General features: G+C 56.0%; 20 protein-coding genes. 5 read left to right on the forward strand and 15 right to left on the reverse strand.

The features are described from left to right. The first annotated feature begins 445 nt into the window (after window positions 1-445). Window positions 446-727 (forward strand): YjcB family protein, encoded by a 282-nt coding sequence (locus AC0TOY_RS02225; RefSeq protein WP_008503385.1) that lies wholly within the window; start codon window positions 446-448, stop codon window positions 725-727. A 61-nt stretch (window positions 728-788) separates the two neighbouring features. On the opposite strand, the gene ssb1 is transcribed toward AC0TOY_RS02225, so the two are convergent. Continuing rightward, the gene (gene ssb1, locus AC0TOY_RS02230; protein ID WP_023310055.1) at window positions 789-1,319 is read right to left on the reverse strand and encodes a single-stranded DNA-binding protein SSB1; all 531 of its coding nucleotides are present in this window, start codon (window positions 1,317-1,319) and stop codon (window positions 789-791) included. Window positions 1,320-1,569: 250 nt separating this feature from the next. On the opposite strand from ssb1, the gene uvrA reads away from it, so the two are divergent. After that, a complete protein-coding gene (gene uvrA / locus AC0TOY_RS02235) occupies window positions 1,570-4,392 on the forward strand; it encodes an excinuclease ABC subunit UvrA (RefSeq protein WP_024906722.1) in 2,823 nt (940 codons plus the stop codon). A 3-nt stretch (window positions 4,393-4,395) separates the two neighbouring features. Here the strand turns inward: uvrA and AC0TOY_RS02240 are convergent, their stop codons facing one another. The 6 genes from AC0TOY_RS02240 to dnaB form a co-directional block, all read right to left on the reverse strand. Beyond that, window positions 4,396-4,749 carry an MmcQ/YjbR family DNA-binding protein gene (locus AC0TOY_RS02240; RefSeq protein WP_023310053.1) on the reverse strand — a complete coding sequence of 118 codons (354 nt, stop codon included), beginning with the start codon at window positions 4,747-4,749 and terminating at the stop codon, window positions 4,396-4,398. 2 nt (window positions 4,750-4,751) lie between these two features. Then, window positions 4,752-5,168, reverse strand: a complete 417-nt coding sequence (locus tag AC0TOY_RS02245) for a secondary thiamine-phosphate synthase enzyme YjbQ (RefSeq protein WP_157188483.1) — start codon at window positions 5,166-5,168, stop codon at window positions 4,752-4,754. A 113-nt stretch (window positions 5,169-5,281) separates the two neighbouring features. Beyond that, a complete protein-coding gene (gene aphA, locus AC0TOY_RS02250; protein WP_024906720.1) occupies window positions 5,282-5,995 on the reverse strand; it encodes an acid phosphatase AphA in 714 nt (237 codons plus the stop codon). A 217-nt stretch (window positions 5,996-6,212) separates the two neighbouring features. Next, window positions 6,213-7,406, reverse strand: a complete 1,194-nt coding sequence (gene tyrB, locus AC0TOY_RS02255; protein ID WP_024906719.1) for an aromatic amino acid transaminase — start codon at window positions 7,404-7,406, stop codon at window positions 6,213-6,215. A gap of 119 nt (window positions 7,407-7,525) precedes the next feature. After that, complete coding sequence (gene alr, locus AC0TOY_RS02260) at window positions 7,526-8,605, reverse strand: alanine racemase (protein WP_290094302.1); 1,080 nt, start codon at window positions 8,603-8,605, stop codon at window positions 7,526-7,528. 16 nt (window positions 8,606-8,621) lie between these two features. Beyond that, entirely contained in the window at window positions 8,622-10,034 is a 1,413-nt protein-coding gene (gene dnaB, locus AC0TOY_RS02265) for a replicative DNA helicase (RefSeq protein WP_023310046.1), read from the reverse strand. Window positions 10,035-10,100: 66 nt separating this feature from the next. Here dnaB and AC0TOY_RS02270 point away from each other — a divergent pair, with 66 nt between their 5' ends. Continuing rightward, window positions 10,101-11,084: a quinone oxidoreductase gene (locus tag AC0TOY_RS02270; protein WP_267217716.1), complete on the forward strand. Its 984-nt coding sequence runs from the start codon at window positions 10,101-10,103 to the stop codon at window positions 11,082-11,084. Between the two features lie 184 nt (window positions 11,085-11,268). On the opposite strand, the gene pspG is transcribed toward AC0TOY_RS02270, so the two are convergent. The 4 genes from pspG to AC0TOY_RS02290 all read right to left on the reverse strand — a co-directional run bounded on the left by pspG (window position 11,269) and on the right by AC0TOY_RS02290 (window position 14,697). Then, a complete protein-coding gene (gene pspG / locus AC0TOY_RS02275; protein ID WP_023310044.1) occupies window positions 11,269-11,511 on the reverse strand; it encodes an envelope stress response protein PspG in 243 nt (80 codons plus the stop codon). A 136-nt stretch (window positions 11,512-11,647) separates the two neighbouring features. Beyond that, on the reverse strand, window positions 11,648-12,643 hold the full coding sequence (dusA, locus tag AC0TOY_RS02280; protein WP_048989822.1) for a tRNA dihydrouridine(20/20a) synthase DusA: 996 nt from the start codon (window positions 12,641-12,643) through the stop codon (window positions 11,648-11,650). An 82-nt stretch (window positions 12,644-12,725) separates the two neighbouring features. Beyond that, window positions 12,726-14,036, reverse strand: coding sequence for a conjugal transfer protein TraF (locus AC0TOY_RS02285; RefSeq protein WP_473721444.1), 1,311 nt, complete (start codon window positions 14,034-14,036; stop codon window positions 12,726-12,728). A gap of 172 nt (window positions 14,037-14,208) precedes the next feature. After that, complete coding sequence (locus AC0TOY_RS02290; protein WP_024906713.1) at window positions 14,209-14,697, reverse strand: cupin domain-containing protein; 489 nt, start codon at window positions 14,695-14,697, stop codon at window positions 14,209-14,211. A 115-nt stretch (window positions 14,698-14,812) separates the two neighbouring features. On the opposite strand from AC0TOY_RS02290, the gene zur reads away from it, so the two are divergent. Beyond that, window positions 14,813-15,325 carry a zinc uptake transcriptional repressor Zur gene (gene zur, locus AC0TOY_RS02295; RefSeq protein WP_008503369.1) on the forward strand — a complete coding sequence of 171 codons (513 nt, stop codon included), beginning with the start codon at window positions 14,813-14,815 and terminating at the stop codon, window positions 15,323-15,325. 47 nt (window positions 15,326-15,372) lie between these two features. On the opposite strand, the gene AC0TOY_RS02300 is transcribed toward zur, so the two are convergent. The 4 genes from AC0TOY_RS02300 to AC0TOY_RS02315 all read right to left on the reverse strand — a co-directional run bounded on the left by AC0TOY_RS02300 (window position 15,373) and on the right by AC0TOY_RS02315 (window position 18,190). After that, window positions 15,373-15,582 (reverse strand): CsbD family protein, encoded by a 210-nt coding sequence (locus AC0TOY_RS02300; RefSeq protein ID WP_024906712.1) that lies wholly within the window; start codon window positions 15,580-15,582, stop codon window positions 15,373-15,375. A gap of 121 nt (window positions 15,583-15,703) precedes the next feature. Then, window positions 15,704-17,041: an MATE family efflux transporter DinF gene (gene dinF, locus AC0TOY_RS02305; protein WP_473721445.1), complete on the reverse strand. Its 1,338-nt coding sequence runs from the start codon at window positions 17,039-17,041 to the stop codon at window positions 15,704-15,706. A 63-nt stretch (window positions 17,042-17,104) separates the two neighbouring features. Next, window positions 17,105-17,713, reverse strand: a complete 609-nt coding sequence (gene lexA, locus AC0TOY_RS02310) for a transcriptional repressor LexA (protein WP_024906710.1) — start codon at window positions 17,711-17,713, stop codon at window positions 17,105-17,107. A 108-nt stretch (window positions 17,714-17,821) separates the two neighbouring features. Beyond that, window positions 17,822-18,190 carry a diacylglycerol kinase gene (locus AC0TOY_RS02315; RefSeq protein ID WP_032650593.1) on the reverse strand — a complete coding sequence of 123 codons (369 nt, stop codon included), beginning with the start codon at window positions 18,188-18,190 and terminating at the stop codon, window positions 17,822-17,824. 154 nt (window positions 18,191-18,344) lie between these two features. Between AC0TOY_RS02315 and plsB the strand changes: the two genes are divergently transcribed. Beyond that, complete coding sequence (plsB, locus tag AC0TOY_RS02320) at window positions 18,345-20,765, forward strand: glycerol-3-phosphate 1-O-acyltransferase PlsB (RefSeq protein WP_024906708.1); 2,421 nt, start codon at window positions 18,345-18,347, stop codon at window positions 20,763-20,765. The last annotated feature ends 88 nt before the right edge of the window (window positions 20,766-20,853 follow it).

The following is a 20,853-nucleotide window of genomic DNA, read 5'->3' on the forward strand; positions in this document are numbered from 1 at the left end:
AGATTCGAAAAATCGACAAACCAACGCACAGGCTGAATCTCAGCGTAGCGAATTAAAAACAACGTTGTGTGTAATTAAAAACGTACAAAGAAATAAAAAAATAATTAAATTCAAAAACCTGAAAGGTTAGCTGCGAGTAAAATTAATTGTCCACTCAAGCATAAGCCATAGGGTTATTGCTGTAAACATTGTACAGTGAGCATCCTTTTGCATCAGTTTTGCTATCTTAATGAATTCATTATAAAGAGTGCGGGAACTGGAGAACTTAGCCAGCAAAGATATATTTTCACTCAGGCGCCCATTGATTCTCGGCAACTATGAATCACCCGTTTTTCATCACCCCGGGACTGGCGAATAAAACAGCAAATGTGATATAGTTCACACATATAGTGTAACGAAAAAATCTGTTTCATTCAGTTCGTCTGTTTTGTTGAGGATGGGTTTTATGGCAACCATTACTACCAGCATGGTTCTCCTGCGCTGGCCTTTGTTGAGTGCGGTACTGATGTTTTTGGCCAGCACGCTGAACATTCAGTTTCGTAAATCTGACTATGCGGGTCTTGCTGTCATCAGCACCCTGCTGGGGCTGGGTGCTGCCTGCTGGTTTGCAACGGGTCTGCTTGGCATTACCCTGCTGGATATCGCCGCCGTCTGGGAAAATATTAAAGTGGTGATGGTTGAGGCGATGAGCCACACGCCGCCAGACTGGCCGATGGTCATTACCTGATCCCTTCATCAATAAAAAACCCAGACGATGGTCTGGGTTTTTTGTTTTAAGTACGCGGAAATCAGAACGGAATGTCGTCGTCGAAATCCATTGGCGGTTCGTTAGACGGCGCCGGAGCAGACTGCTGCTGCGGACGAGACTGCGCGCCACCGCTGAACTGGTTGCCGCCCTGTGGCTGCTGAGGCTGGCCCCAACCGCCCTGCTGCTGGCTCTGACCGCCACCTGCCGGTGCACCGCCGCCCTGACGGCCACCCAGCATCTGCATGGTACCGCCCACGTTAACCACGACTTCAGTGGTGTACTTCTCAGCACCGGACTGATCGGTCCATTTGCGGGTACGCAGCTGGCCTTCGATATAGACCTGAGAACCTTTACGCAGATACTCACCGGCCACTTCGGCCAGTTTGCCAAACAGCACAACGCGGTGCCATTCGGTCTGCTCTTTCATCTCACCGGTCGCTTTATCACGCCAGGATTCGGAAGTAGCCAGCGTAATGTTGGCAACTGCGCCACCACTCGGCATGTAGCGTACTTCCGGGTCCTGGCCCAGATTACCGACGAGAATCACCTTGTTTACGCCTCTGCTGGCCATGTTCGTGTCTCCTGAATACGTTTCTTAATAGTGTAAACGCGCGAGTGTACCATTTCCATGCTGCACTTTGATAGTTGCGTAGCACGTTCCAGAGTTCTCCCGCAACTCGACATTGTTACACAGCGAATCAGAAAATGCATTCCAATACTGTATATTCAAACAGGTTAAATTGTGTCATAATTAGCCGTTTCTGACAGCCGTTTGTCCTTCAAACAAATCAGGCAATCCGTGTTCCAACCGGGAAAGGTGAATGGATAAGATCGAAGTTCGGGGCGCCCGCACCCACAATCTCAAGAATATCAACCTCATAATCCCTCGCGACAAACTCATTGTCGTGACCGGGCTTTCGGGGTCTGGCAAATCCTCACTGGCTTTCGACACCCTGTATGCCGAAGGACAGCGTCGTTACGTTGAATCACTCTCTGCGTACGCGCGTCAGTTCCTGTCGCTGATGGAAAAACCGGATGTTGACCATATTGAAGGGTTGTCCCCTGCTATCTCTATTGAGCAGAAGTCCACCTCGCATAACCCGCGTTCAACGGTCGGTACCATTACCGAAATTCATGACTACCTGCGTCTGCTGTATGCCCGCGTGGGTGAGCCGCGCTGCCCGGACCACGACGTCCCGCTGGCGGCCCAGACCGTCAGCCAGATGGTGGATAACGTGCTGTCGCAGCCGGAAGGCAAACGCCTGATGCTGCTTGCGCCAATCATCAAAGAGCGTAAGGGCGAACACACCAAGACGCTGGAGAACCTGGCAAGCCAGGGCTATATCCGCGCCCGTATCGACGGCGAAGTGTGCGACCTGTCCGATCCGCCCAAGCTGGAGCTGCAGAAGAAGCACACCATCGAAGTGGTGATTGACCGCTTCAAGGTGCGTGACGATCTCGCCACGCGTCTGGCGGAATCCTTTGAAACGGCGCTGGAACTCTCTGGCGGCACGGCCGTGGTCTCCGACATGGACGACCCGAAAGCGGAAGAGCTGCTCTTCTCCGCCAACTTTGCCTGCCCGATTTGCGGTTACAGCATGCGCGAGCTTGAACCGCGCCTGTTCTCCTTTAACAACCCGGCGGGCGCGTGCCCGACGTGTGACGGCCTGGGCGTCCAGCAATATTTCGACCCGGACCGCGTGATCCAGAACCCGGAGCTGTCGCTGGCGGGCGGGGCCATTCGCGGCTGGGACAAGCGTAACTTCTACTACTTCCAGATGCTGAAATCGCTGGCAGAGCACTACAAGTTCGACGTCGAAGCGCCGTGGGCCAGCCTGAGCCCGAACGTGCACAAAGTGATTCTGTTCGGTTCCGGCAAAGAGAACATTGAGTTCAAGTACATGAACGATCGCGGCGATACCTCCGTGCGTCGTCACCCGTTCGAAGGGGTGCTGCATAATATGGAGCGCCGCTACAAAGAGACCGAATCCAGCGCGGTGCGCGAAGAGCTGGCGAAGTTCATCAGCAACCGCTCCTGCGCCACCTGCGAGGGCACGCGTCTGCGTCGCGAAGCGCGCCACGTGTTTGTGGAAAACACGGCGCTGCCGACCATCTCAGACATGAGCATCGGCCACGCGATGGACTTCTTCAATAACCTGAAGCTCTCCGGCCAGCGCGCGAAAATCGCCGAAAAAGTGCTGAAAGAGATCGGCGATCGCCTGAAGTTCCTGGTGAACGTCGGCCTGAACTACCTGACGCTTTCCCGCTCGGCGGAAACGCTCTCCGGCGGTGAGGCTCAGCGTATCCGTCTGGCCAGCCAGATTGGCGCGGGCTTAGTCGGCGTGATGTACGTACTGGACGAGCCGTCCATCGGCCTGCACCAGCGCGACAACGAGCGCCTGCTCGGTACCCTGATCCACCTGCGCAATCTTGGCAACACGGTGATCGTTGTGGAGCACGACGAAGATGCCATCCGCGCCGCAGACCACGTGATCGATATTGGTCCGGGCGCAGGCGTGCACGGCGGTCAGGTCGTTGCAGAAGGGACGCTGAAGGACATTATGGCGGTACCCGAGTCACTGACCGGTCAGTACATGAGCGGCAAGCGTAAGATTGAAGTGCCAAAACAGCGCGTAGCGGCAGATCCGGAAAAAGTGCTGAAGCTGACGGGCGCGCGCGGCAACAACCTGAAAGACGTCACCCTGACGCTGCCGGTTGGCCTGTTTACCTGCATCACCGGCGTGTCCGGTTCCGGTAAATCGACGCTGATCAACGATACGCTATTCCCGATTGCGCAGACGGCGCTGAACGGCGCGACGCTGGCCGAGCCTGCACCGTACCGCGACATCCAGGGGCTGGAGCATTTCGATAAAGTTATCGACATTGACCAGAGCCCGATTGGCCGTACCCCGCGCTCTAACCCGGCGACCTATACCGGCGTCTTCACGCCCGTACGTGAACTGTTTGCCGGTGTGCCTGAAGCGCGCTCCCGCGGCTATACGCCAGGACGTTTCAGCTTTAACGTGCGCGGCGGCCGCTGCGAAGCGTGCCAGGGCGATGGCGTGATCAAGGTTGAGATGCACTTCCTGCCGGATATCTACGTGCCGTGCGACCAGTGCAAAGGCAAACGCTATAACCGCGAAACGCTGGAGATTAAGTACAAAGGCAAGACCATCCACGAAGTGCTGGACATGACCATCGAAGAGGCGCGCGAATTCTTTGACGCCGTCCCTGCGCTGGCGCGTAAGCTGCAGACGCTGATGGACGTCGGCCTGACCTACATTCGTCTGGGACAGTCCGCCACTACGCTGTCCGGCGGTGAAGCGCAGCGCGTGAAGCTGGCGCGCGAGCTGTCAAAACGCGGTACCGGTCAGACGCTCTACATTCTGGATGAGCCAACCACCGGCCTGCACTTTGCTGACATCCAGCAGCTGCTCGAGGTTCTGCATCAGCTGCGCGATCAGGGCAACACCATCGTGGTCATCGAACATAACCTGGACGTGATTAAAACCGCGGACTGGATTGTCGATCTCGGCCCGGAAGGCGGCAGCGGCGGCGGTGAAATTCTTGTCTCCGGTACGCCAGAGACCGTTGCAGAGTGCGAAGCCTCGCACACCGCGCGCTTCCTTAAACCGTTGCTGTAGTTGTCACACGGAGAGTTGCTGTCGGGTGGTTTCCGGCAGCAGCTCAACCGCCTGCTGATAGGAGGCGTCCACCAGGTAGTAAATTTGTGAGCCTGGAATCGATCCATCCAGATAGACGGTGCTCCAGTGCGCCTTATTGAGGTGCTTGCTCGGCCTCACGTCATCATGCTGCTGACGCAGCAAATCCGCCAGTTCAGGGCTGGTTTTCAGCGACGCCGCCGGACGGCCTTCTACCTCTTTCACCATCGCAAACAGCACATCACCTACCTTAATCTGCGTGGCTTTCCAGTCGCTGTGGACGCTCTGCTCCGCGCCGGGCTTGCTCATGCAGTACTGAAGTATCTCCGAAATTGTCATCTTTATTCCCCTTGTAGCGTGGCGATAATTTTACGCGAACCACCGTGAATACGATGCTCACCCAGCCAGATCCCCTGCCACGTTCCCAACAGCAGCCGCCCGTTGTGGACCGGCAGCATCAGCGATACGCCCAGCAAAGAGGATTTAATATGCGAAGGCATATCGTCCGCCCCCTCATAGTCATGCTCGTAAGGCGCGTTGTCCGGGACGCTCTTCAGAAAATGGTGTTCCATGTCGGACCGGACGGTGGGATCGCAATTTTCATTCAGCGTCAGAGAGGCGGACGTGTGCTGAAGCAGCAGATGCAGCAAACCCGTTCTGACGTGCGACAGGTCGCGGAGTTGCCCGATGACTTCATCCGTCACCAGGTGAAATCCGCGTGGCTTCGCGCTTAAGGTCAGGGTCTGTTGGTACCACATAGGCTGCTCCGTGATGAAAGATGAATCTTTCTAAGTGTGCAGCAAGAAGACGAAAGGTAAAACCCGCAGCAGCGAGATTTGATTAAAAAAGAGTCAAACTCGCTGCCAGGGGCTCAATACTCCGAGTTGACGATCACCTCTTCGCCAAACTTTCCGGCCATCGGCAGCGGGCGATAGGTTGAGTTAGACGCGCGTAACACCCTGATCCCTCTGGCACCCACATCCTGTGCGGCGGTAATGTCGTTATCCGAATCGCCATAAAACACTTTGATGTTTTTCTTTTCCAGCCACTGGGTTTTGGTGTTTTGCCCCTCTTTGTCACCCGCAAAAATGACCGGGTTCATGCTGGTCGCCGGGATCTGGAAATCATCCTGCAGCGTTTTAGAGACGGTTTCCGTTTTGGTCTGACTGCGGCCGGTTACAAAATAAATGCTGTCACCGCGCTTCACGTGCATGGCAATAAGCGCACGGGCAACCTCTTTCGGGATGCTGAATTCGTCCCAGCCGTTGTTCATTTTTTCCCAGAATTCCGGGTTCTTCAGATACGCTTCGCTGTCGGGTGAATACGTTTTCTTACCGCGCCAGAAGCCGGGGCTTGAGAACAGCACGGTATCGTCAATGTCAAAACCCACGGCCATTGGCGCACGGCCCATCAGGCTGTTTTCGATTTGGGCCACGGAAACCCAGTGAATGGGTGCCTGCTCGGCAAGAATGGCGGCGGTGGTGCCGGTGTAAAGCGGCGTCGGGGCAGAAGCTCGCGCGACGACGGCGCTATTAAGCGAGAACAATAAGCAGGCGGCGCTGAGCGCCAGTGTGATCTTGCGCATATTTTCCCCTGAATATTCAGTTTGTTATCGTTTTAATTTGAGCGGATGGTCAAAAAACTATCCGACCATAACCCCAGCGGGAGGTGAAGGGAAGGAGTTTTTGCTTATGAAGCGGAATAAAAAGAAGACGATCACAAAAGGCCGGGCAACGTTTTTGTGCGGCCTGATGCCCTCACCCCGACCCTCTCCCACGGGGAGAGGGTGAGTTGGTGAGTACTTACATTACAGCAGCAAACGCCTGCGCCACGCGATGAACGTTGCTGGCATTCAGGCCCGCCACGCACATACGGCCGCTGGCGATCAGGTAGACGCCGAATTCTTCGCGCAGACGATCGACCTGGGCCGCACTCAGTCCGGTATAGCTGAACATCCCGCGCTGCTTGAGCAGATAGTCGAAGTTATGTCCCGGCACGGCCTCTTTCAGGACGTTAACCAGCTCCTGACGCATCGTCTGAATGCGCTGGCGCATCGCTTCCACTTCCGCAAGCCAGGACGCTTTTAGCTTTTCGTCACCGAGAACCGTCGCCACCACCTGCGCACCAAAGTTCGGCGGGCTGGAGTAAATGCGGCGCACCGTCGCCTTAAGCTGGCCGAGCACGCGACCTGCCGCTTCGGCGTCTTCACACACCACGGACAGACCGCCAACGCGTTCACCGTACAGGGAGAAGATTTTAGAGAAGGAGTTACTCACCAGAACAGGCAGCCCGGCGCTGGCAGCGGCGCGGATGGCATAGGCATCTTCTTCCATGCCCGCGCCAAAGCCCTGGTAGGCAATATCGAGGAACGGGATCAGGTTGCGAGCCTTCAGTACCTCGATCACCGCATCCCACTGGGCATTGGTGAGATCCGCACCGGTCGGGTTATGGCAGCACGGATGCAGCAGCACAATGCTGCGCTCCGGCAGGGTGTTCAGTTTTTCCAGCAGCGCTTCAACGCGCACGCCGTTAGTTTCGCTGTCAAACCATGGATAGGTCGCCACTTTGAAGCCTGCGCCCTCGAAGATCGCAACGTGGTTTTCCCACGTCGGGTCACTGACCCACACGCCTGAATCCGGGAAGTATTTTTTCAGGAAGTCTGCACCCACTTTCAGCGCCCCCGAGCCGCCCAGCGTCTGGATGGTCGCCACGCGTTTTTGCGCGAGCACCGCGTGATCGGCACCAAAAAGCAGCGGCGCAATGGTGCTGCGGTAGGTATTTAACCCTTCCATCGGCAGATAGAGCGACGCGCCGTGTGGAACCGCGTTCAGACGCGCTTCGGCTTCGGCAACGGCCTGCAGCTGAGGAATAAAACCCTCGTGGTTGTAATACAAACCGATGCTAAGGTTCACCTTGTCGCTGCGAGGATCTTCTTTGAAACGCTCCATTAAGGAGAGAATTGGGTCGCCGGCATAGGCGTCAACTTTCTGAAACACGCGATGATTCTCCGGAATTCGATGAGGCAGGGATTTCAACAATAAACCGGAAGTGGGAGAAGGTCGAGAGGATGTTAATAAAGTTGGAGCGAGGATAAAAACCTCACTCCATTGGCGGTTCAATCAATGTACTTCATCGCTACCCGCGAGGTCAGACGCGTGATAAGTTCGTAAGCACTTACTTTCGTGATTTCAGCAATGCGTTCAACAGGCAGCCCTTCCCCCCACATCACAACATCATCACCAGGCTTATCCTGGGCTTCAGGCCCCAGATCAACACAAATCATATCCATGGCCACGCGACCGACAATCTTCACTTCGCGACCGTTGACCAGAACCGGCGTACCCGTTGGAGCTGCGCGGGGATAGCCATCACCATAGCCCATCGCCACCACGCCAAGACGGGTATCACGCTCGCTGGTCCAGGTACCGCCGTAGCCCACCGGCTCCCCCGCTTTATGGTCTCGCACGGCAATCAGGTTAGAGACCAGCGACATAACCGGCCGGAAGCCAAAGTCCGGCCCCCAGGGTTTGTTCTCCAGCGGCGACACGCCGTAGAGAATGATGCCCGGTCGCGCCCAGTCGAAATGCGACTGCGGCCACAGCAGAATACCGCCGGATGCCGCAATCGAGCGCATCCCCGGCTTGCCTTCGCAGAAGGTATTAAAGATATCCAGCTGCCGCTCGGTCGCACCGCACTCGGGCTCATCGGCACGGGCGAAGTGGCTGACGATATTCACCGGCTGGCGCACGTTTTTGCACCGGCATAAACGCTGATAGAACGCTTCGGCGCTCTCCGGACGCACGCCCAGACGGTGCATGCCCGTGTCGAGCTTCATCCACACGGTCACCGGCTCGCTCAGCTCGGCGGTTTCAAGTGCGGCCAGCTGTTCTTCGTTGTGCACTGCCGTATGCAGATGCTGGTCAGCAATGGTCGGCAAATCTGTGGCTTCGAAAAAGCCTTCGAGGAGCAGAATCGGTTGGGTAATCCCCCCCGCGCGCAGGCGAAGGGCTTCTTCAAGACGGGCGACGCCAAAGGCGTCGGCATCGGGGAGCGTTCGCGCGGTCTCAAGAAGACCGTGTCCGTAAGCGTTCGCTTTCACGACTGCAACGAGCTTGCTGGCGGGTGCCAGTTCACGCAGACGTTGCAGGTTGTGTCGCAGAGCGCGGCGGTTAATGACAACAGTTGCCGCTTGCATTTGAATTCCTTAGAAATTACTCATCATCATATTGAGGACCGGCATAGTTGTCGAAACGCGACCACTGTCCGTTAAAGGTCAGACGCACCGTCCCGATCGGGCCGTTACGTTGTTTACCAATAATAATTTCGGCGATCCCTTTCAGGTCGCTGTTCTCGTGATAAACCTCATCACGGTAGATGAACATGATTAAGTCGGCATCCTGCTCGATGGAGCCGGATTCACGCAGGTCGGAGTTGACCGGACGCTTGTCGGCACGTTGTTCCAGGGAGCGGTTCAGCTGCGACAGCGCAACGACCGGCACGTGCAGCTCTTTGGCTAACGCCTTGAGCGAGCGGGAAATTTCGGCAATTTCCAGCGTACGGTTGTCGGAGAGCGACGGGACGCGCATCAGCTGAAGGTAGTCGATCATGATAAGGCCGATACCGCCGTGTTCACGGGCGATACGGCGCGCGCGGGAGCGAACTTCCGTCGGCGTCAGGCCGGAGGAGTCATCGATATAGATGTTACGCTTTTCCAGCAGAATGCCCATGGTGCCGGAGATGCGCGCCCAGTCCTCATCGTCGAGCTGACCGGTACGGATGCGGGTCTGATCCACGCGCGACAGCGATGCCAGTGAACGCATCATGATCTGCTCGGAGGGCATCTCAAGACTGAAGATCAGTACCGGTTTATCCTGCAACATCGCCGCGTTTTCGACGAGGTTCATCGCAAAAGTGGTTTTACCCATCGACGGACGCGCGGCGACGATAATCAAATCCGACGGCTGCAGGCCGGCGGTTTTCTTGTTCAAATCGTCATAGCCTGTGTTCACGCCGGTGACGCCATCGTGCGGCTGCTGGAACAGCTGTTCGATACGGGCAACGGTGGCGTCGAGAACATCGGCGATGTTTTTTGGGCCTTCGTCTTTATTGGCGCGGCTTTCGGCGATTTTAAAGACGCGTGACTCAGCGAGGTCGAGCAGGTCTTCGCTGGTGCGGCCCTGCGGATCAAAACCAGCTTCGGCGATCTCATTCGCCACCGAGATCATCTCGCGAACGACGGCACGTTCGCGCACGATATCGGCATAAGCGCTGATGTTCGCCGCACTAGGCGTGTTTTTTGACAGTTCCGCCAGATAGGCAAACCCGCCGCAGCTGTCAAGCTGACCAAGACGCTCCAGCGATTCCGCGAGCGTGATCAGGTCGATCGGGCTACCCGACTCCTGCAGACGCGCCATTTCGGTAAAGATGTGGCGGTGCGGGCGGGTATAGAAATCTTCCGCCACAACGCGCTCGGCGACGTCGTCCCAGCGTTCGTTATCCAGCATTAAACCGCCCAACACCGACTGTTCCGCTTCAATCGAGTGCGGCGGGACTTTTAACCCTGCGACCTGGAAATCACGCTCGCGAGGTTCAGTCTGTTTGTTGAAGGGTTTGTTTCCTGCCATAGTGAATGGAGTTACCGAGATAAAGAGTGGGTCGAAAGATTACCATATTTTTCTTACGGAGGGAGCATGGCAACGCGCATTGAATTCCAGAAACACGGTGGGCCAGACGTACTGAAAGCGGTGGAGTTCACCCCCACCGCGCCTGGCGAAAACGAAGTGCAGGTTGAAAACAAAGCCATCGGCATAAACTATATCGACACCTATATTCGCGGCGGGCTCTACCCGCCTCCGTCGATGCCGAGCGGACTGGGCACCGAGGCCGCCGGTGTCGTCGTCAAAGTGGGCAGCGCGGTCAAGCATATTAAAGAGGGCGACCGCGTGGTGTATGCGCAGTCTGCGCTAGGCGCTTACAGCTCCGTCCACAACGTTCCGGCGGATAAAGCCGCCCTGCTGCCTAACGCCATCTCCTTTGAGCAGGCAGCAGCCTCGTTCCTGAAAGGTTTAACCGTTTACTACCTGCTGCGCAAAACCTATGAAATTAAACCCGACGAGCAGTTCCTGTTTCATGCCGCAGCGGGTGGCGTCGGGCTCATCGCCTGTCAGTGGGCAAAAGCACTGGGCGCGAAGCTGATCGGCACCGTCGGAAATGCACAAAAAGCGCAGCGCGCGCTGCAGGCGGGCGCCTGGCAGGTGATTAACTACCGTGAAGAGAGTATTGTTGAGCGGCTGAAGGAGATCACCAGCGGCAAAAAAGTGCGCGTGGTGTATGACTCGGTAGGGAAAGACACCTGGGAAGCCTCGCTGGACTGCCTGCAGCGCCGTGGTCTGATGGTAAGCTTCGGGAATGCGTCAGGCGCGGTGACCGGCGTTAACCTGGGCATCCTGAACCAGAAAGGTTCTCTGTATGTGACTCGCCCTTCCCTGCAAGGATACATCACCAACCGGGAAGAACTTGAGGAAGCCAGCAACGAGCTGTTCTCGCTGATCGCCAGCGGCGTCATTAAGGTGGATGTGGCAGAGGCGCAGAAATACCCGCTAACCGATGCGCAGCGCGCGCATGAGGTGCTGGAGAGCCGGGCGACGCAGGGGTCGAGTTTGTTGATTCCCTGAGCCCCAAAAAGAAATTGGGCTTCCCGTGGGAAGCCCTTTCTTTTTTTAGTTCGGCTGTATGTAGGGTACAGCTCGATGAATTCGTTATCGGCAGTCATAGTGACAGATTCGATAAGTAAATCCTATTCTGTTCTAAGCCATACTGCCGGAAAAGTTACAAGTATGTGACGAACCCCTCAATACCTTAGTAACGGAAGCGGTTATTGCGCTGATAACTGGGCACTTTTGGCGCTTTAATCGCCCGAATCACCCACACGACCGCGATGGCCAGCAGTAGCCACGGCAGCAGTTTGATCGTCAGGGCAAACAGTCCGCCAATAAACATGACCACCGTCGCCACCACGATAGCCGCCAGAATGCCGAGCAGCGAAACGCCTGTCGCTAACAGCATGACAAAAAAGCCAATCACAAAAAGTAGTTCCAGCATGGTGCTTTCCCACGAGTTCCCGAGTAATGCAGTAAACATTACAAGAATCATGCCAGTATTAACCTGTTGTTATTAAAGCAAAACGCCCCGCGAGAATTCGCAGGGCGTGGTGAATTTGACGAACTTTTAGCGAAAGTTATCGCTTGTCTGCCACCAGGCGCAGCGCATGTTCCAGCACCTCAATATCGGCGCCGGCTTTATGTGCGTTTTCGCTCAGGTAGCGACGCCACTGACGCGCGCCCGGAATGCCCTGGAACAGCCCAAGCATATGGCGGGTGATATGGCCGAGATACGTACCGTTGCTCAGCTCGCGCTCAATGTAAGGATACATCGCACGCACGACGGCAACCGGATCGGTGTCTGCGCCTTCGATGCCAAAGATTTCGCGATCGACCGTCGCCAGAATGCCCGGGTTCTGATACGCCTCGCGCCCAACCATCACCCCATCCATATGTTCAAGGTGCGCTTTGGCCTCTTCCAGCGACTTGATGCCGCCGTTAATGGACATGGTCAGGTGCGGGAAGTCACGCTTCAGCTGATACACGCGCGGATAGTCCAGCGGCGGGATCTCACGGTTCTCTTTGGGGCTCAGGCCGGAGAGCCAGGCTTTTCGCGCGTGGATGATGAACGTCTCGCACTCGCCCTTTCCGGAGACCGTATTGATGAAGTCGCACAGGAATTCGTAGCTGTCCTGGTCGTCAATGCCGATACGGGTTTTGACCGTCACCGGAATGGAAACGACGTCACGCATCGCCTTAATACAGTCCGCCACAAGCTGGGCATTCCCCATCAGGCAGGCACCGAACATGCCGTTTTGCACGCGGTCGGACGGACAGCCAACGTTCAGGTTGATCTCGTCGTAGCCGCGCGCTTCCGCCAGCTTCGCGCACTGCGCCAGCGCGGCCGGATCGCTGCCGCCCAGCTGCAGGGCAACCGGATGCTCTTCTTCGCTATAGGCCAGGTAATCGCCCTTCCCGTGGATGATTGCGCCCGTAGTCACCATTTCGGTGTACAGCAGCGTATGGCGGGAGAGCTGGCGCAGGAAATAGCGGCAGTGTCTGTCCGTCCAATCGAGCATCGGCGCAATGGAGAAACGGTGTGCAGGGAAAGCGGTCTGTGATTCTGACGACATGGCGAAGTTTTAAGCATCTGGTGGAAAAGGGGCGCTACTATAGCACAAAGAAAAGCCGGAGGCGCAGCGCCTCCGGTGGACTTTAGAACGTCATGCTCAGTTGAGCCCCTGCACCCCAGGTTTCGTCTTCACCGTACAGGCCCATCAGGTCGACATGAACGGTACTGAACGGCGCGAAACCGACACCGCCGGTAAAGACATTGCTGTCGTTACCCTTCACGTCCGCGCGATAACCCGCACGCACCGCCAGCCAGCTGAGCGGCGTCACCTCGGCACCCACGCCAACATACTGCGACGTATCTTCGCTCTTAAATCCTTTGGTTTCCGTCAAATCGCCATCGGCGGTCAGCGTCACCAGATCGTTGTGCCAGGCGGCTCCGGCGGTCACCAGCGGACGGATCTGGTAGGTATCTTTATAGCTCACCACTTCTCCCGTCCGCCCGTTGCGGATACGGATATCTTTGGTGTCGATATCGCGCGACATCAGGTTTTGGCCACTCACGCCGACCGTCCAGTTCTCGCCGAAATCAGCCGCAATACCGGCATCGACGTTAAAGCCCGTATCGTCTGTGCGGTAGCGGCTGTCGTTCCACTTGTTACTGTCGTAATCGTAGATTGAGGTGGTGTAGTTATAGACCCAGGTTTTTTGCAGTTTTGGCGTCACGCCTACGGAAACCGGGACGCCGCCGAGGTCAAACTGACGGGCAACGGCAACGCCGTAGTCAGACACAATCGCCGCCCGGCCAGACGCTGTTGAGTTGAGGTTTTTAGTGATCTGATCCGTGCCGTTCAGCGCAGCGTCCAGGGCAACACCGGCAGCCACCACTTTGCTTCTTTGAATACCGCGCAGATAATCAATATCTTGCTGATCGATAGACGAGCTAACCCGGCCATGAGCATAGCCTTTCGCCATAAAGGCCACGGAAAGCACATCGTTAGGGATACTCACCGCAAGCCCTGCTCCTGCCGTCGCGCGTGCGGTTTTGCCTTTGAGATAGTCCAGCTCATCGGCGAGATCTTTGGCCGCGTCCTGGAATTGATTAATGGAACCTAACGGATTAGTGATAATCTCCCTTGGCGTGAGGTCATCAACCACGTCCTTGTAGTGATTAATTTTGTCGTTGATGGTATCAATCTCGTCCTGAAGATTGTCTTCATCCGTCACCTGCACCCCAACGGCTGGCAAGATGACCGTCACATCATCGTCTGGTTTTGCCTTTGCCAGCAGCGCCGGGTTAATTAACGCCCCACTGCCATAGCTCCCGGAGGCAACGCCCGTCCCGCCCATGGCGTCACTCCGTGATTCTGTCCAGGTATTGGCTGCTCCCGCCTGATTTGCCATAAACAAGGAGACAGCAATGCTAACCACCGAAAATTTAAAATTTTTTTTCACAGTATGCCCGTTATAGTCTGTTATGAAATAACCCCTGTCTGTTATCACCCAAACAGGAACGAACTATTGCTGTGAATAAGTAGTAAAAGACCCGCTATTTCTGTCCCTAAGTAAAACTCCCTTACGGCCTGTTATATTTTGTGACGGCCCTCAATATTTATAGATGAGGAAATTATTTTTTCCCAGGTTTTCCATCATGCGGTCCAAAAAACTGGGGTGGGTGGTCTACCCAGCGATCCTCACGGGTAGCGGCATACACGGGGTTGAGTGGATAGTAGATGCGATTGTGCTTCTTGTTGGCCTCGCCTACGACCAGCAACCGCACCTCTTCCTCCGTGTTGTTGATAAATGTGTGGCAGATACCGGTTCCGGCAGGAAATCCCACGCTGTCGCCAGGTTCAAGTTTCCATAGATAGCCATTTATCCACGCTTCTGGATAACCTTCGAGCACATAAATGAACTCTTCTTCATCGCTTTCAGCATGCGGATAGGACGTTCTGCGCCCGGGCGGCAAACGCTCATGATGGATACCAATGCGCCTGAGCCCAAGCTTACGAGCCAACGGGGCGCCGATAGAAAAAAGCTCATCGCTATCTGGATAGGTCGAATCATCCGCACCTTCTACGTCGCGCCAGTGCCGAATACAGTCAGGTTTTTTCATTGTTTATTTCCCGGTTTGTAATGGGTCAGGTATAGCACAGACTGGCGGATCTCGGTGTTTTTACCAGAACATGATAAAGTGGGGGTTTTCCGTCCTATAACATCCGGGGTGCTACATGGATAAGTCCACAAAAGAGCTGTTAGCGCAGGCCGAAAAGCTGTGCGCGCAACGCAATGTGCGCCTGACTCCGCAGCGCCTTGAAGTATTACGTCTGATGAGCCTGCAGCAGGGTGCCATCAGCGCCTACGATCTGCTCGATCTTCTCCGCGAAAGCGAGCCGCAGGCAAAGCCGCCAACGGTTTATCGCGCCCTGGATTTCCTGCTTGAACAAGGGTTCGTGCACAAGGTGGAATCCACCAACAGCTATGTGCTGTGCCATCTGTTCGATCAGCCCACCCACACATCGGCGATGTTTATCTGTGACCGCTGCGGCGTGGTGAAAGAAGAGGCTGCGGAAGGCGTGGAAGACATTATGCATACGCTGGCAGCGAAAATGGGGTTTGCCCTGCGTCATAACGTGATTGAGGCGCACGGGCTCTGTTCCGCGTGCGTGGAGGTGGAAGCCTGTCGTCATCAGGACGCGTGCCAGCACGACCACTCAATTCTTGTGAAGAAAAAGCCGCGTTAACGGCAAAAGAAAAGGCGGCTTAGAGCCGCCCTGTGGGTTATTCAACGTTACCAGCGGTAGTCGTTACGGGTTTCCCAGTCTTTGACTTCGTTTTCCGCCTGATCTTTCGCGTAGCCGTAACGTTCCTGAATTTTACCGACAAGCTGATCGCGTTTACCTTCAATGACGGTCATATCGTCATCCGTCAGCTTACCCCACTTTTCTTTCGCTTTACCTTTGAACTGCTTCCAGTTGCCGCCGATTTCGTCTTTATTCATCATCGTGTCCTCTTAAGTTAAGCGTCGGGTCGTAACGTCCGTTACGTTCTTTTCTGCTGGACGTGATAATTATTGTAGTTAAGGATTCGGCAGTTGGTTTCATATTCGGAATCTTTAACCGTCACGATATATCGTGACGTGAAGAGAACCAGGTATTGTTTTGCCAGTGGCGGTGCCAGATAAACGCCAGCGACAACCCTCGCAGCGAGAGGAAAACGGCCAGGGCCAGCCACAAACCGTGATTACCCAGCCAGGGGAGCGTCAGCAGCGTCAGACCAAACCCTGCAGCCGCGACAGCCATGCTGTTGCGCATTTCCGCTCCGCGCGTCGCACCAATAAACATGCCGTCCAGCAGATAACACCAGACGCCAACCACCGGTAAGACGACTTGCCAGATGAGATAGTGGCTCGCCAGCTCGCGCAGCGCAGGAAGAGACGTAAGCAATGCAACGATCTGCTCACCAAAGCAGGCGTAAACCAGGCCAAACGCCAGCGCCACCAGTCCCGACTGACGGCAGGCTGCCCGCCAGACGTCCCGAAGCTGCCCGCTTTCGCGCGCACCGTACGCCTGCCCGGAATGCGCTTCTACCGCATAGGCAAAACCGTCCAGCGCGTAGGCGGTAAAGGTCAGTAGCGTCATCAATACCGCGTTGACCGCAACGATTTCTGGCCCCAGTCGAGCCCCGAAGACCGTCAGCGCTCCGAAGCAGAGCTGAAGCAGCAGCGAGCGCAGCATGATGTCTCGGTTAAGCGCCAGCAGCTTACGGATATTGCCGCGCCATGCGGTTTTGAGCAGCGCCAGGGAGATGCCGCGCATCGCCAGCACGCGCCAGACCATCCACAGGCCAATGATAAAGGTTCCGTACTCGGCAATCGCCGTCGCCAGCGCCGCGCCCTGCACGTTCATATGCAGACCCATGACCAGCCAGACATCCAAAACGATATTGAGCAGGTTACCCACCACCAGCAAAATCACGGGTGCACGGGCGTACTGCACGCCCAATAGCCACCCCAGCAGAACCAGGTTAGCCAGTGACGCGGGCGCGCTGAGCCAGCGGATTTCAAGGAAACGTCGCGCCTGCTCTAATACCGCCTCGCTGCCGCCAACAACATGGAGCGCAAGGTCGATCAGGGGCGCACGCAATAAAACGATTAACGCACCCGCGCCAAGCGCGAGGATCAGCGGCTGGACCAGCGCGCGCGCCAGACGCAGCGGATCTTTCGCGCCATACGCCTGTGCGGTAAGGCCGGTGGTGCTCATGCGCAAAAAGAGCAGCAGCATAAACAGGAAGCTGGTTGCCGTCGCACCAATCGCCACGCCGCCAAGATAAACAGGCGAATCAAGATGGCCAATAACGGCAGTATCGACCAGACCCAGCAGGGGTACGGTAATATTGGAGAAAATCATCGGCAGAGCAAGACGCCACAATGCCTTATCGGATGCCGTCAGCAGTGACATGAAAAATACCGGGTGTGGAGAATGAAGCAGGCTACAGCGGCACCATAGCCTGTCAGGAAGAGGTTACAGCCATTCGCCGTTGCGAATGACCCCAACCGCCAGTCCTTCGATAGAGAAGTTGTGTTCGCGCAGATCGACCACAATCGGGGAGAACTCGTTGTTTTCAGGCAGTAGCTGAACGGTGTTCCCCTGTTTTTTCAGACGCTTGACGGTCACTTCGTCGTCAATGCGCGCGACCACCACCTGGCCGTTACGCACATCCTGCGTTTTGTGCACCGCAAGCAGATCGCCGTCAAGAATACCGATGTCTTTCATCGACATACCGCTGACGCGCAGCAGGAAATCAGCGCTCGGTTTGAACATGGCTGGATCGACCTGGTAATGGCCTTCAATATGCTGCTGTGCCAGTAAAGGCTCACCGGCAGCAACACGCCCCACCAGCGGAATGCCCGTCTCTTCTTCCACCAGCAGGCGGATACCACGTGACGCGCCCGAAACAATCTCAATCACGCCCTTACGCGCCAGCGCTTTCAGGTGTTCTTCGGCAGCATTCGGAGAACGGAAGCCCAGACGCTGCGCGATTTCCGCACGCGTGGGTGGCATACCCGTCTGGCCGATATGATCCCGGATGAGATCAAACACCTCTTGCTGCCTGGTCGTTAACGCTTTCATTCCGCCCCCTGGGTGTATATACAGTTATGCTGTGAGTATATACAGTCAAAGGCGATTTTGGAACCAAAAACTGCACAAAAAACCAGGGACTTAATTATTCCTCGAGGCTCATCGGAAATGTGACCAAAGCAGCGTGACCCAGGTGATAGCGGCAGTGATAATCGCCAGCAACACGGCAGCAGAGCCCATGTCTTTTGCACGGCCAGAAAGTTCATGGAAATCTGAACCAATGCGATCAACCACGGCCTCAATAGCGCTATTAAGAATTTCCACTATCATCACCAGAAGCACGGAACCGATAAGAAGTACGCGGGTAATAGCATCAACATCAAGGTAACAGGCGACGATCACCGCGATGATAGCGGCGACGCCCTCCTGGCGAAAGGCGGCTTCGTTGATCCACGCGGCACGGAAACCTTTCCATGAATAGCCGGCGGCTTTGATGATACGTGTTAACCCAGTGGTATTATTGGCCATTAAAAGAACCTTTTATGAAAAAAAGCGTCAGTAACAGGAACTGTAGCGCGTTTCGCTACAGCCTGAAGTATGACGGGTAACAACAGAAATTTTGCGCGCTTTCTGTTATCCTTGCGCCGCAATTGCATTATTAACCAGAGGCTTTACATCGTTTATGTCCGGCTGGCCACGAATTTACTACAAATTACTTAATTTACCATTAAGCATCCTGGTAAAAAGCAAGTCTATCCCAGCAGAACCCGCGCTGGAATTGGGGCTCGATACGTCACGTCCTATTATGTACGTTTTGCCTTATAACTCGAAGGCAGACTTACTGACGCTTCGCGCCCAGTGTCTGGCGCATGACTTACCTGACCCGCTTGAACCGCTGGAAGTTGACGGGACGCTGCTGCCGCGCTATGTGTTCATTCACGGTGGACCGCGCGTGTTTACCTACTACACGCCAAAAGAAGAGTCCATCAAGCTGTTCCATGACTATCTCGACCTGCACCGCAGCAACCCCGATCTGGATGTGCAGATGGTGCCGGTATCGGTGATGTTTGGTCGTCGTCCGGGCCGTGAAAAAGGTGAAGAGAACCCGCCGCTGCGCATGCTTAACGGCATCCAGAAGTTCTTTGCGGTCTCCTGGCTGGGGCGCGACAGCTTTGTGCGTTTCTCCCCTTCCGTTTCGCTGCGTCGCATGGCGGACGAACACGGCACCGACAAGATCATCGCGCAAAAACTGGCGCGCGTGGCGCGTATGCACTTCGCCCGCCAGCGCCTTGCTGCCGTTGGGCCGCGTCTCCCGGCGCGTCAGGATCTGTTCAACAAGCTGCTGGCCTCCAAAGCGATTGCCCGCGCCGTCGAAGACGAAGCGCGCAGCAAGAAAATATCGCATGAGAAAGCCCAGCAGAACGCCATTGCGCTGATGGAAGAGATTGCAGCGAACTTCTCTTACGAGATGATTCGCCTGTCCGATCGTATTCTCGGCTTTACCTGGAACCGTCTCTACCAGGGCATCAACGTTCATAACGCCGAGCGTGTACGTCAGTTGGCGCATGATGGCCATGAGATTGTCTATGTTCCCTGCCACCGCAGCCATATGGACTACCTGCTTCTTTCCTACGTGCTCTATCATCAGGGGCTGGTACCACCGCACATTGCAGCCGGTATCAACCTGAATTTCTGGCCAGCAGGTCCGATTTTCCGTCGCCTGGGCGCATTCTTTATCCGTCGTACCTTCAAGGGCAACAAGCTCTACTCCACCGTGTTCCGCGAGTATCTGGGCGAACTGTTCAGCCGCGGCTATTCCGTGGAGTACTTCGTGGAGGGCGGTCGTTCCCGTACCGGACGTCTTCTCGATCCGAAAACCGGCACGCTGTCGATGACCATTCAGGCGATGCTGCGCGGAGGAACCCGTCCAATCACGCTGGTGCCTATCTACATCGGCTACGAGCACGTGATGGAAGTGGGCACGTACGCGAAAGAGCTGCGTGGTGCAACCAAAGAGAAAGAGAGCCTGCCGCAGATGCTGCGCGGCCTGAGCAAGCTGCGTAATCTCGGTCAGGGCTACGTGAACTTCGGCGAACCGATGCCGTTGATGACGTACCTGAACCATCACGTTCCCGAGTGGCGCGAGTCCATCGATCCTATCGAAGCGATTCGTCCAGCCTGGCTGACGCCAACGGTCAACGGCATCGCGTCCGAGCTGATGGTGCGCATTAACAACGCCGGTGCGGCTAACGCCATGAACCTGTGCTGTACGGCGCTTCTGGCTTCGCGTCAGCGCTCGCTGACCCGTGAACAGCTCACGGAGCAGCTGGATTGCTATCTGGATATGATGCGCAACGTGCCGTATTCCGTTGATTCAACCGTGCCTTCTGCGACCGCCAGTGAGCTTATCGATCACGCGCTGCAGATGAACAAGTTTGAAGTCGAAAAGGACACGATCGGCGACATCATCATTCTGCCGCGCGAGCAGGCAGTGCTGATGACCTACTACCGAAACAACATCACCCATATGCTGATGCTGCCGTCGCTCATGGCGGCTATCATCACCCAGCATCGCCGTATTTCGCGTCAGGAACTCTTGCGTCACGTTGAGACGCTCTATCCGATGCTGAAAGCGGAGCTTTTCCTGCGCTGGAGCAAGGATGAGCTGGCGGGCGAGCTGGATAAACTGACGGAAGAATTACGTCGTCAGGGGCTGATCACCGTCACGAACGACGAGCTGCACATCAACCCGTCACGCTCCCGCACCCTGCAGCTGCTGGCGGCCGGTGCGCGCGAAACGCTGCAGCGCTACGCCATCACGTTCTGGCTGCTGAGCGCGAACCCGTCTATCAACCGCGGTACGCTGGAGAAAGAGAGCCGGACGCTGGCCCAGCGCCTGTCCGTTCTGCACGGCATTAACGCCCCTGAATTCTTCGACAAAGCGGTCTTCAGTTCCCTGGTCCTGACGCTGCGCGATGAAGGCTTCATCAGCGATACGGGTGATGCAGAGCCGGAAGAGACGCTGAAGGTATACCAGATGCTGGCAGAGCTGATTACCTCGGACGTGCGTTTGACGATTGAGAGCGCCACACAGGGCGAGTAACGCAATGCCGGGTTATGGCCCGGCCTGACGCCCTGGATAATAAAAAGGCCCGGTAAGCGCTGACGCTACCGGGCCTTATTTTTTGCCT

The organism is Enterobacter sp. PL_is379 (assembly GCF_055817355.1).